Origin of the sequence: Bacillus tianshenii (assembly GCA_020524525.2) — a bacterium.
Taxonomy (GTDB): domain Bacteria; phylum Bacillota; class Bacilli; order Bacillales; family Bacillaceae_N; genus Bacillus_AV.
Genome location: CP129018.1, coordinates 2,637,349 through 2,649,738 on the forward strand (window position 1 = coordinate 2,637,349; position 12,390 = coordinate 2,649,738).

Consider the following 12,390-nt stretch of genomic DNA (forward strand, 5'->3'; position numbering starts at 1 on the left):
TTTCTAACACAATTAGTTTAGTGTCTTTTTTGACATATGTAAAGACAGGTGGAGTTTACACATACAACATAGAAAAAAGGAGTCTAACGTTAGACTCCTTTTTAAGCGTTCGATTCAGTTTTACTTTCAGTTGGATTGTTTTGTTCAGATGGTTGATCCTTAATGACAACAGACTCAGCAACCTGCATCATCAGCTTAGCATCAGCCACCATATCAGAAGCAGTTGTTTCAGCGGTAAGTTTCACGCCGCCTACCCCTACTACTAATTCATATTTCTCCTCTTTTAGCGAATCAACAATTAAATATGCTAATTGCTCGCCTTCCTCCCACGTTTTGTCGAGAATGACATTACGGTCTTCGGCTGCTTCTTTATAGAGGTTATCACTCTTTGCGTTTTCATTCGGGTTTACAAAAAGAATAATGTTAGTTTTCCCCTTCGAAAAAACAATATTATAGTCGTCTTGTTCAACAATCGAAAATTCGATAGGCATATAATACTCAAATGCGTCTTTCTCCTTGTTTCTTGCAAGAGTATCCGCTTTCAATACTTCTTGAACAGCCGTTTCTGTTTCTGTGAGTGCCTCTTCCTCTGAAGCAGAGCATGCAGCTAACAGTACGACAGTCATAAATAAGATGGCATATTTATAGAAACGTTTCACCTTAAAGTCCTCCTGTTTTGCCAAAACTTCTATCTTCTATATTACATTCGTCAGAATATTTGACAAGACATACAGACGAATTTGCTTAATCAATTTTTTAATAATGTTTAAAAAATTGCCAGCCAGGGTAAAACATGTGAGGAACATCTGAAAAAAGTATGGAGGTTCTTACTTCCATTAAGCAAGCAGGAGGAGAAAAAATGGAACTAATTGTCTATCTAGCAGGCCAAATTCACGATGATTGGCGAAACGAAATTAAACAAAAAGCAAAAGACATGCAACTACCAATTCACTTTGTCGGACCGATGGAAAATCATGACCGTTCCGATAATATTGGAGAAGAGATTCTTGGCAAACAGCCAAATTCTATTATTAAGGATGACGCTGCTTCTGATATTAATAACTTCCGTACAGAAGTTCTTTTGAATAAATCTGATGCAGTGATCGCTTTATTTGGAGAACAATATAAACAGTGGAATACGGCGATGGACGCTAGCGCTGCCCTAACAATGAATAAGCCACTTATTATTGTCCGTCCACAAGCTCTTCACCATCCCCTTAAGGAACTCTCTAATAAAGCAAATGTAACGGTTGAAACAACTGACCAAGCATTGAAAGTTTTATCTTATATATTTGAAACAGCTTAAGGACTTCCGCTACTTGCGGAGTCCTTTTGTTTTTAACTGATACGAATACTGCCCAGCAAGTAATTTTACAACATGGATGAACATCTCACTACGGTCAATGTAACCATCTGTAAAAATCCCGACAGCCCCTTGCTTCGAACGGACATCATGTAACTTTGTGTAAGCATCCATTACTTGTGCTAATTCCTTCCCAGCACGCACGCCCTCAGCTACTTCTTCAGGAAGCATGATTCTTGCCCCGCCTGCAGCAACAATAATTCCACTCTGGTCGACTAATGCTCCCCAATTGCAAAGATACATTCCTTCGTTTGTATCAATAACGCCTCCTTCAAGACCAATCCCAACATCAGCCTTACCTTTTTCCAAGGCATGACGAGCACGATTCTTCGCACCTTGTAAGGTCTCTCCATCAGACATTGGTTGCTCTGCCACATCAGATGGGACATTTACCGTTGTAACGACCATATCTTCATTTGAAAAAACGGTTTCAACCGCATGAACTTTTGTCCGATTCTCAGAACCAATTGCAATTTTCATCACTAATCCTCCAATTTTCACCTTAAGTAGAAGAAAGCTGCCGCTTTTGCGACAGCTTCTTCGTTGAGCTTAGCTATTTTGACGAATCGTCTCAATTGTTGTTTTATCTGTCTTCTTCACTAATTTTACAAGCAGCTCTTTCGCTGCTGCGTAATCATCTACATGAATAATGGAAGCAGCTGTATGAATGTAGCGAGAGCAAATTCCAATAACAGCGGATGGTACGCCGCTATTTGTAAGGTGGACACGTCCAGCATCGGTGCCGCCTTGAGAAACAAAGTATTGATATGGAATCTCTTCACTTTCCGCTGTATCCAAAATAAATTCACGGATGCCACGATGAGTAACCATCGACCGGTCTAGAATGCGCAACAATGCCCCTTTACCTAGCTGCCCAAACTCGGTCTTATTACCTGAAGCATCATTTGCAGGACTCGCATCAAGGGCATAAAAAATATCTGGCTTAATCATATTTGCTGCAGTTTGAGCACCACGTAAGCCAACCTCTTCTTGAACTGTTGCTCCTGAATAAAGCATATTTGGAAGGCTTTCACCTTTTAATTCTTTTAATAACTCAATGGCTAAACCACAGCCGTAGCGGTTATCCCACGCTTTCGCCATTATTTTCTTCTCATTTGCCATCGGTGTAAACGGACAAATCGGAACAATTTGTTGACCAGGCATGATGCCAATCCTTTCGGCATCTTCACGGTCATCTGCCCCAATATCAATCATCATATTTTTAATTTGCATCGGCTTTTTTCGCTGTGCTTCTGATAATAGATGAGGAGGTGTTGACGCAATTACCCCAACAATCGGACCGTTATCTGTCATAATTTGAACGCGCTGAGCCAGCATAACTTGACTCCACCAGCCTCCAAGTGTTTGAAAACGAATCATACCATTATCCGTAATCTTTGTTACCATAAAGCCAACTTCATCCATATGACCTGCAACCATAACACGCGGTCCGTTTTCATCACCTTTTTTCACACCGAAAACGCTGCCAAGACGGTCTTGAATGATTTCATCAGAAACCTTTTCAAGCTCCCCCTTCATAAATTTTCGCATATCATGTTCAAAGCCTGGTGCTCCTTGTAATTCAGTCAATGTTTGAAAAAGCTGTAATGTCTCGTTATTCATTCTTCACAACCTCTCATTCATAAGGATTTGTATGTATGAATTAAATTTATTTTCTACAATAACTATTGTACAGAACGTTACAAGTTGTTTCCACTTTCAATTCAGAATCAAAATTCATGTAATTCTGTTTATTGTGTACTATAATGAAAAGATAAGCAGCTTTTTAAAAAACAAGTTGACTCCAAAAACCTTTGGTATGGGAGGAATTTGAATGAAATTCAGAAATTTTTTAGTTGGTGCAAGTATCGGTTTTGCTTCTGCATTAATGGTTGCAAAAAAACTTGATGAACAATTTATTTCTCCAGAAAAAGCCTTGAAATATGCGAAAGATGCTTTTAAAGAAAAAGGACCAGTAGATGGTGCATGGGTACATATGGAACCAGAGCAAGTCTCGAAATTCGATATGACCTACAATGTCTATCGCGGTGGAATCTCTAGTTCTCTGCACGGCGAATTAAAGCAGTTTGAGTTCCTTGTTGACGCAAAATCAGGCACCATTATCGATGTATATGCAAACCCTTCATAATAGTACGCGGGTGAATAACAACTGTTGTTCACCCTTTTTTTATAAAAAATTGTCAAAATAGTCACATTTATTTGTTAAAATGAAACTGTTGGAATACACAGGGGGGAATATAAATGGAAAACAAACATCCTTGGTATGTACTTTCATATCCGATGGGCAGTGAAGCTTCTGTACTGCGCAACAGCCTTGAAGAATTGAACAACGTACCTGAGAACGGTATTGCTGTATTACCTGAATATGTAGCTTATACACAAGAGCAAGCAGAAATTGCACTACAGCAATTAAAAGAAACAGCGGTTGCTAAAAAGGTTAGTATCATCACTACATTAAACATTGTGCCGGTTGACTTGCCACACATGGAAGACAACCAGAACTACAACACACTCGTTATCATCACAAAAGACGGCAAGGTTCATACACCGCAGGCAAAAATTACACCACAGTCCTTCGAGCGCAAGCAATATGACGAGAAATTCCCAAAGATGAATGTAGGGGACTACAACTATTTAAATAAGGTGCAGCTTCAGATTAATGGGGAAGTGAAAACAGCCCTCTTTGTCATTTGTTCTGATGTTTACACGCTAATGGCTGGGGTTGAAAAGGTGCAAGACTTACAAGCAGACATATGTGTTGTACCAGGGAATTTTGGAAACGGAGCACAAGAAGCTGTTAGACGTGTACTTAACCGCTTCCGCAGTGCAGGAATCTTCCAAACAACAATCTTTTCAAATCCTTATCAACATTTGAAAAAGCCTGGCCAAACACCACTAGTGCAAAAGGCTTGTGATTATGAAGAGCGGGCAGAAGGTATTCCGTTCTCTCTAACAGACTGGGAACGCGTTCAACTTCTTAAGCATAATGTGCTCATTTATCCGGATGACCAAGTTCCAAGCTTTGTACATATGGCAAACTTAACAACGATGGACGAAGGCAGAATGACAGTCGGCATGAGCCGGTTTGAAGTGAATGTACAAGTTGACGAATATCCAAACGTAATCGAACTATAAAAAATAGCGGCTCCCCTTAGGGTTGCCGCTATTTTCTTCGATAATACCATTTCCCGCCGCTCATCTCTACTTCACATGCGCCTTGTTCGACGAGGTATTCAAGGTGTGCGACCGTTTCACCAATTGCAAATCGCATTTCATGAACATTTAACTGTTCACCAAATAGTTTTAAGCAAAGATTATAAACTGTTTGTGAGCCTTCCAATACATGTAGCAACTTTTCTAATCGTTCTTCATGATGCTCAACAATTTCTATAATTCGCTGATTTGCACCTTCAAACGGCTTTCCGTGAGAAGGAATAACATATGTAGCATCTAATTTCTTAACTTTTTCCAAGCTTTGAAAATACGTCTTAAGAGGGTTCGGATCGCCATGAAACCAATAGGAAATATTCGGGGTTATTTTCGGCAAAATATGATCCGTCGAAAACAACACACTGTTTTCTTCATTAAAAAATGAAACAAGTCCATCAGAATGTCCTGGTGTAAAGATTACTTCATACTCATGCGCCCCGAATACAATTTTCTCCCCTTCTTCTAAAAAGCGATTCACAGTTGCATGTGGCGTTACAAGTGGTACGAAATCCACTGTATTGCTATGCATTTGTTCAGCAAGCTCCTTTGGAATATCGCAGGTATAGTATTTATCAGGAAGAGCATCTATATGCTCCTGATCCCACGAGTAATGAGCTGAGCGTTCGTCTATTTCAGTCATTACGACGTCGGCGCCTGTTAACTCTTGCAGCTTTCCCACATATCCATAATGATCGGGATGGTAGTGGGTCACAATAATTTCCTCTACCAAGTGTTTTTCAATCCCAGGCGCCCATATCTTCATGGCTGTTTCGTTATGGAGCCCAGTATCCATAATTTTTATACCGCTTTCCCCAAATCCGATAAAACAATTGACATGATTGAGGCGAAACGGCAAATCAACACGCACCGGTTGTACAGCTAATTTTTCAAACATAACAATTCTCCCTTTGTATCTATCCTATTTACTTGTATACAGGATGTTTCGGGTTTTTCCTGCTTTTCCATAAACATTTATCAGCTTTTCTCTTAATCTAAGCAAAACAATTAAAAAAAGGCATGCCCCAAGGGGGAGAGGCACGCCTATCAAACAATTTAACTAACTTCCTTGTTCTCAACTGCTTGTTGAGCTGAGGTTGGCTTAACCCAATTGCGTTCAAGAATAAGCCAAAGGACAAGTCCAACACCTAGTCCCCATGCTGCACCTTTTGTTGCCAGCACAGCTCCAACAATAATCGCTACACCTTTTTGCAAATTTCCTTCTTCTTTTAACAAATCAATTCCGAGGTAGCCGCATAAATATCCTTGAATCAGCATCGTCAATGCCATCCCAATATTAACACCTGGCTTAAATAACGTAACGATCGGTCCAAGCATAAGCGCAATGCTCATTCCCCAGTAAAGACCTGTCGCACCGCCCCAATAGCTGTCAACTTGTTCGCGCTTATTGTTCATGTAACGATTTAAGACAAGCGCTTGCCCGCCAGTCCATTGCGGCCCTGATAGCGGAAGAAATGGCATAAAAATGGCTTCTAAGAAGTTGCGGATTGACACAATGATACTATTTCTTGTCGGGCTGAACGTAAGCTTCTCATCTTTGCGTACTTCATCGGCACTTTTTAAGAGGGAATTAGCAACGAGTACATCTCCGAAGGCAATAATATAAGCAGCAATAGCTAATGGAAACGCTTTCATAAACATGTCGAAAGAGGGGACACCTACAGCAAAGATACTATAAGAGGAAACGATTTCTGTAAATGGTATCGGCACAAAACTCCAAGATAATTCAGGCATCTGTACCTCTCCAATTGTAATACCTATTACATATGAGAGGGCAAATGGAATGGCTATCCCAAACTGGGCAATATAACGGAAGAAACCATAGCGTTCACGAAGAGGTGCAGCTGTTTTTGAAAACATCATAAAGAATCCAAACGCGGCACCTAGTAAAATCGTTACAGGCATTGACCATACACGGCCACCTTCTGCAAATTCACCAAAAATAGCCGCAAAGCCTGCACCAAGCAATATCCCTGCTTTTAAGGAGATTGGAATCTTATGGACAAGCTTTTCTGCTCCTTTAAATAACCCCATCAGTAAGAAAATCAACGCAACCATAATTTGCAAGGCAATGAGTGCTTCAATTCTTGCCTGCCCTTCAGGAAATCCTGTCAAAAACCCTACATACAGTGGAATCCCAGCTGTAATCCAACCAACAATTGATGGGTCTCCAAACGATGTATGAAGTAAATAGAGAAAATTGTTAATAATAATAAACGCAATTGCGAGCTCAAATGGAATGCCTAGCACATCCATCATAATGGCTGATACACCCATTGGCACAACACAGAGAATCGCACCTTGAATCCAATCTGGAAATTCAATTCCATAATGTACGAACGGCAACCTCAGCTTAAGTGGTCCAAGAGCGGAATGGTGTTCCGCTCCCTCTTCTCTTCGTTTTCCAAAGTAAAATGCCATACGTTACCCTCCCCTAATAATTTATTTACAAAGCAGCTTCGTGCTGTTCTTGAATTGAAGCTTTAAATTTCAATACAGCATCAGTAAATTCGCTACTCTTCTCCAAAATCGCATAATGACCTGCACCCTCGATTGTTTCAGTTTGTAAATCAGGCTTAACAGACAGCAATTGTTCTTTTGCATTAGGCGGGACAAGCTTATCTTCAGTTGAAAAGATGGCTAACACAGGAATGTTCAACTGCTCCAGTGCTGTTTTTCCTTCTCGATATTTTGCACAGCATTCAAAATCATTTACGTTAACAGACATAGCGTTTTTATGAAGCTCAGCTTTCTCTTCATGCAGTAATTGTTGATCCGCATCTTTAGCATAGGATGCATAAAAGAAGTTATCAGGAAATACCCCAGCTTCAAGCTGCTCTAAGATTTTGGGATGCACAGGCAATTCATAGTGACTATTAGCAAGGACAAGCCCCTTCACTTTCTCATTTATCGCCGCTAATTCGATCCCGATTAAACCGCCCATTGAATGCCCAATGACAATCCCATCCTCATCAATTTCTGAACTACAAACACTAGCAAACTCTTCAATTGTAGACGACATCGGTCTGTTATCCTCATCATGTCCTGGCAGCGTAAGAATTTTATAGCGTAGCTCACCAAGATATCCTTCAACTCTGCGCCACTTACTGCCCGTTCCACCTGCACCATGAATAAAATAAAGTGTTAATGACTGTTTCATCGTTTTCCCCCTAATACATTTTTGGCAATGACAATGCGTTGAATTTGGTTCGTTCCTTCATATATTTGAGTGATCTTCGCATCACGCATCATTCTTTCAACAGAGTACTCTTGTACGTATCCATATCCGCCTAACAATTGAACTGCATCTGTTGTTACTTTCATGGCGACATCCGAAGCATACATTTTGGCCATTGAGGAAGCAGTTACAAGCTCTGGATTCTTTCCTGTTGAACTTAATTCATTCACTTTCGAAGCCGCTCTATAGACAAGACATCTAGCTGCTTCAATTTGCGTTGCCATGTCAGCAAGCATAAACTGTACAGCCTGGAATGAGGAAAGTGGTTTGCCAAACTGTTCTCTTTCCTGTACATACTCTAAGCACGCATCTAATGCACCTTGAGCAATCCCTAACGCTTGAGCTCCAACTGAAGGACGTGATTTATCAAATGTCTTCATTGCAAGAAGCCACCCTTGCCCTTCTTCACCAATCATGTTCTCAGCTGGTACGCGACAATTTTCAAAATAAAGCTGTGCAGTTGGTGAACCTTTAATCCCCATTTTCTTTTCAAGCTTGCCGACTTCAAGTCCTGGAGAATCAGCATCTACAAGAAAGGTGGTAATACCTTTTTCTGTTTTCGCAAAAACCGTGTACACATTTGCAACGCCACCGTTTGAAATAAACATCTTTTGCCCATTTAAAAGGTAAGCATCCCCTTCACGAACGGCTGTTGTCTTTAAGCTTTGTACATCCGAACCTGCATTTGGTTCTGTTAAGGCGTAGGCAGCAATCTTTCGACCTGAAGCAATGTCGGGCAAGTAACGTGCCTTCAAGTCGTCACTTCCACCAATCATCAATGGTAATGTGCCCAGCTCCTGAACGACGGCTACTTGAGAGGATGAAGCACATGCGCGCGCAATTTCTTCCACAATAATACAGAAGCTTAATAAGTCAAGCCCTGAGCCGCCATACTCTTCTGGCATATTGGCACCAAGATAACCATAATCGGCAAGTAAATTCTTCACATCCATCGGATATTCCTCTGCTTCATCAATTTCAATCGCCCGCGGTTTAATTTTCTCTTGGGCTAAACGGTGGATACTGTCCTTTATTTCTTTGTATTCTTGCGGCAATTCAAAATACATGTTCCTCCCCCTCATCTACACATTTTGAAGATTCTTCTCTAGGACAAACTTTTGAATCTTTCCACTCGGCGTCTTTGGCAAGCTTTCTAAGAAGAGATATTTACGGGGTCGCTTATATTTTGCAAGACTGTCGCCATTTTTCAAAAAGTCATCCAGTTCTTCTTCTGTAAGTGTGCTACCTTCTTTTAGGACGACACAGCCGACAACGACCTGCCCCCAAGTAGCATCAGGCTGCCCGATTACCGCTGCTTCAAGTACATCTGGGTGTTCCAGTAAATTGTCTTCTACTTCGCGAGGGTAAATATTTTCGGCACCTGAGACAATCATATGCTTCATTCGATCTCGAATCCAAATATATCCTTCTTCATCATAAGAGCCCATGTCACCAGTGTGATACCAGCCGTGTGCGAGCGCATCAGCCGTAGCTTCAGGGCGATTATAGTAACCTTCCATGACGCACGGTCCTTTTACAAGAATTTCTCCAACCTCTCCAACAGCACAGATATCTTCGGGATGTGAAGGACCGCCATTTAAGTTCGGCTTTACAATACGTACTTGGTGAGTCATCATCGCTTTTCCAGCAGAACCTGCTTTCGCTAACTGTTCATCTGCATAGAGAACTGTCATCACTGGCCCCATTTCAGTCGTTCCATACATTTGGACAAGGTCTGCACCTGCTCTTTCTTGGAATTGACGTATAAGTACAGGTGCCATCGACGCGCCTCCATAGCCTAACAGCCTTAACGAAGAAAGGTCGTATTGATCAAATTGTTCATCATTGAGAAGCATATTTACCATTGTCGGTGCAGCAAATATGTGAGTGACTTGCTCTTTTTCAATCGTTTCTAAAACTTCTTTCGGTTTAAACACATGGTGCAGAATGTTCGTTGCTCCGACTTGAACTCTCGGTAGAAATGAAGTATGGAGCTCTGCTGTATGATTAAGCGGAGCAGCCGAGAGACCAACATCATCTTTTGTCAGCCCCATGCATTGAATCATTAGGAAATTGTGATGAACCATATCGCGATGACGATGAAGGACACCCTTCGGACGGCCAGTTGTCCCGCTTGTGTACATCATAATGTAGCGGTCATCCTCTGTGACTTCTACAAATTCATAGCTGTCCTCCTGTTCATTAAGCAGAGCGTAGAAGTCATGTGTATGCTCCTCATCTCCACCATCTACATCAACGAAATGTTCAGCATTCATACCGCGCTCCATTGCTTTTTCAACTGTAGAAGCTAACGCATGCTCATATAGCAACACTTTGGACTGGGCATCATTTACGATAAACTGCAGCTCCAGTGAAGTTAGACGATAATTAATCGGGTTAAAGATTGCACCGATCTTTGCTGAAGCAAATAATGCAATTACAAACTCACTTGTGTTATATAAAAATGTAGAAACGACATCCCCTTTTTTGACACCAAGCTTTTGTAGTGCGGCGGCAAACTGATTCACCTTCGCATTTAATTGCTGATAGGACCATCTTTGTTGTTTACTTTCATATACGAGCGCAAGCTTATCAGGATAATTTTCGGCCGACCATTCAATTAAACCTCCAACAGTTAGGTACATGTCGATTCCTCCTTTTTATGGATGGCTCTGTTAAACATGAGGATTCATTTCCATTGTAGACTCGCACTTTTCGCAGTAGCGCGGGCCTTGTAACACAGTCTTATGAATAAGAGTAGAAGCCTTGACCTGTTTTTCGACCAAGGTGTCCTGCTCGAACAAGCTTCCGAAGTAATGGTGCTGCACGGTACTTTGAATCTTGTGTTTCTTCATAGAGAGAGTCCTGAACAAACAACAATGTATCCAAACCAATTAAGTCAGCAAGGGCGAGCGGGCCGATTGGGTGATTTGCACCAAGCTTCATTCCTTTATCAATATCTTCAGCACTTGCAGTACCTTCCTGTAATACGAAGACCGCTTCATTAATCATCGGAACTAAGATGCGGTTTACTGCAAACAACGGGGCTTCCTTTACATCGATTGGTTCTTTGCCTAGTGACTCGATAAACTCTTTCGATACACGGTATGTTTCCTCACTTGTGTCATAACCGCGAATAAGTTCGACCAGCTTCATCACTGGAACAGGGTTGAAGAAGTGACAGCCCATAACCCTTGAAGAATCTTTCATGACGCTTCCCATTTCCGTAATACTTAAACCAGATGTATTGCTTACAACAATCGCTTCATCTTTCACAATGGAATCTAGCTTTCGAAATAGCTCCTTCTTCAATTCAAGGTTCTCACTAACCGCCTCAACGATATAATCTACTTCGCCAAGAGCATTCCAGTCAGTTGTTGTCGTAAGACGGCTTTCACATTCCTGCTTCTGAGCTTCTGACATACGCTGTTTTTCAATTGAACGGTTCCAGTTCTTCTGGATTTGCTTCAAACCCCGTTCGAAATATTCAGACTTTTGTTCAACTGCGACGACCTCGTATCCAGCCTCTAAGCTTGCTTGTGTAATACCTGAACCCATCGTGCCAAAACCGATTATCCCTACTTTTTTGACCATCCTATTTTCCCCCTATAGCTTCACAAATTTTGGTTCTCTTTTTTCTAAAAATGCTGTTACACCTTCAACTTTATCTTTCGTTTCGCAAATGTCTCCAAATAGCTGTGCCTCAAGTGCTAATCCTTCTTGTAGTGTTGTTTGAAGGCCTTCATTAATAGCACGCTTTGCAGCCGCTACTGCAATTGGTCCTCTACATTTAATTTTTTCTGCCCAGTTGATTGCTGCTTCTACAGCTGAACCATCTGTCACTTCTTCTACTAAACCGATGCCTTCCGCTTGCTCAGCTGATACGAATTCGCCTGAGTAAATAAGCTGCTTTGCTTTCCCTGGTCCAATAAGTCGTGCAAGACGCTGTGTTCCGCCATACCCTGGAATAATACCTAGCTTCACTTCCGGTAAACCGATCTTTGAGCTTGGAGTTGCAATGCGGAAATCACATGCAAGCGCTAACTCTAAACCACCACCTAATGCAAACCCATCAATAGCAGCAATAACAGGCTGAGGTAATGCTTCAAGCTTGTTGAAAACACCTTGGCCTCTTATGCACATCTCTTCACCTTTTTCTTTTGATAACTGAGGAAATTCACGAATATCTGCTCCAGCTACAAACGCTTTGTCCCCAGCACCAGAAACAACTAGCACATCAATCTCATTTGAAATACCATCTAAAATATTTGAGAGCTCCTCTAGTACCTCTGCGTCTAACGCATTTACAGGTGGGGAATCAATTTCGATAAATCCTATCTTATTTTCTGTTGAGTAGTTTACCTTTGCCACTTTTTCTCCTCCTTTGAAGCTTTTAGGTTTGTTACTTTTATATTTGCAAGTTCCGTGCCAACCTAATTTTTACTGAAGAGAAAGGGATTTCTACTGTTTCTATGTTTCTTATGTTTCGAAATAGAAACAAAGTTGTTTATTTAAAAAGGAAAACTGTATACTTAGGAAA

13 protein-coding genes are annotated in these 12,390 nt (G+C 41.2%); 3 read left to right on the forward strand and 10 right to left on the reverse strand.

The window, feature by feature from the left end; translation table 11 throughout:
• Positions 1-101: 101 nt before the first annotated feature.
• Positions 102-659 carry a hypothetical protein gene (locus tag LC040_13390; GenBank protein ID WLR50260.1) on the reverse strand — a complete coding sequence of 186 codons (558 nt, stop codon included), beginning with the start codon at positions 657-659 and terminating at the stop codon, positions 102-104.
• 200 nt (positions 660-859) lie between these two features.
• On the opposite strand from LC040_13390, the gene LC040_13395 reads away from it, so the two are divergent.
• Positions 860-1,306: a YtoQ family protein gene (locus tag LC040_13395; protein WLR50261.1), complete on the forward strand. Its 447-nt coding sequence runs from the start codon at positions 860-862 to the stop codon at positions 1,304-1,306.
• A 9-nt stretch (positions 1,307-1,315) separates the two neighbouring features.
• Here LC040_13395 and LC040_13400 read toward each other — a convergent pair whose 3' ends face one another.
• A complete protein-coding gene (locus LC040_13400; protein WLR50262.1) occupies positions 1,316-1,843 on the reverse strand; it encodes a DUF84 family protein in 528 nt (175 codons plus the stop codon).
• A gap of 69 nt (positions 1,844-1,912) precedes the next feature.
• Entirely contained in the window at positions 1,913-2,986 is a 1,074-nt protein-coding gene (locus LC040_13405) for a M42 family metallopeptidase (GenBank protein WLR50263.1), read from the reverse strand.
• A 211-nt stretch (positions 2,987-3,197) separates the two neighbouring features.
• Here LC040_13405 and LC040_13410 point away from each other — a divergent pair, with 211 nt between their 5' ends.
• Positions 3,198-3,512 (forward strand): PepSY domain-containing protein, encoded by a 315-nt coding sequence (locus LC040_13410; GenBank protein ID WLR50264.1) that lies wholly within the window; start codon positions 3,198-3,200, stop codon positions 3,510-3,512.
• A gap of 113 nt (positions 3,513-3,625) precedes the next feature.
• On the forward strand, positions 3,626-4,519 hold the full coding sequence (locus tag LC040_13415; protein WLR50265.1) for a hypothetical protein: 894 nt from the start codon (positions 3,626-3,628) through the stop codon (positions 4,517-4,519).
• A 28-nt stretch (positions 4,520-4,547) separates the two neighbouring features.
• Here LC040_13415 and LC040_13420 read toward each other — a convergent pair whose 3' ends face one another.
• The 7 genes from LC040_13420 to LC040_13450 all read right to left on the reverse strand — a co-directional run bounded on the left by LC040_13420 (position 4,548) and on the right by LC040_13450 (position 12,221).
• Positions 4,548-5,489: an MBL fold metallo-hydrolase gene (locus LC040_13420; protein WLR50266.1), complete on the reverse strand. Its 942-nt coding sequence runs from the start codon at positions 5,487-5,489 to the stop codon at positions 4,548-4,550.
• Between the two features lie 158 nt (positions 5,490-5,647).
• On the reverse strand, positions 5,648-7,033 hold the full coding sequence (locus LC040_13425) for a hypothetical protein (GenBank protein ID WLR50267.1): 1,386 nt from the start codon (positions 7,031-7,033) through the stop codon (positions 5,648-5,650).
• A gap of 25 nt (positions 7,034-7,058) precedes the next feature.
• The gene (locus tag LC040_13430; GenBank protein ID WLR50268.1) at positions 7,059-7,772 is read right to left on the reverse strand and encodes an alpha/beta hydrolase; all 714 of its coding nucleotides are present in this window, start codon (positions 7,770-7,772) and stop codon (positions 7,059-7,061) included.
• Complete coding sequence (locus tag LC040_13435; GenBank protein WLR50269.1) at positions 7,769-8,917, reverse strand: acyl-CoA dehydrogenase family protein; 1,149 nt, start codon at positions 8,915-8,917, stop codon at positions 7,769-7,771. The genes LC040_13430 and LC040_13435 overlap by 4 nt, the downstream gene beginning before the upstream one ends.
• 15 nt (positions 8,918-8,932) lie before the next feature.
• The gene (locus LC040_13440) at positions 8,933-10,495 is read right to left on the reverse strand and encodes a fatty acid--CoA ligase (protein WLR50270.1); all 1,563 of its coding nucleotides are present in this window, start codon (positions 10,493-10,495) and stop codon (positions 8,933-8,935) included.
• Between the two features lie 100 nt (positions 10,496-10,595).
• Positions 10,596-11,444 carry a 3-hydroxyacyl-CoA dehydrogenase NAD-binding domain-containing protein gene (locus LC040_13445; GenBank protein WLR50271.1) on the reverse strand — a complete coding sequence of 283 codons (849 nt, stop codon included), beginning with the start codon at positions 11,442-11,444 and terminating at the stop codon, positions 10,596-10,598.
• 12 nt (positions 11,445-11,456) lie between these two features.
• Positions 11,457-12,221 (reverse strand): enoyl-CoA hydratase-related protein, encoded by a 765-nt coding sequence (locus LC040_13450; GenBank protein ID WLR50272.1) that lies wholly within the window; start codon positions 12,219-12,221, stop codon positions 11,457-11,459.
• Positions 12,222-12,390: the final 169 nt, after the last annotated feature.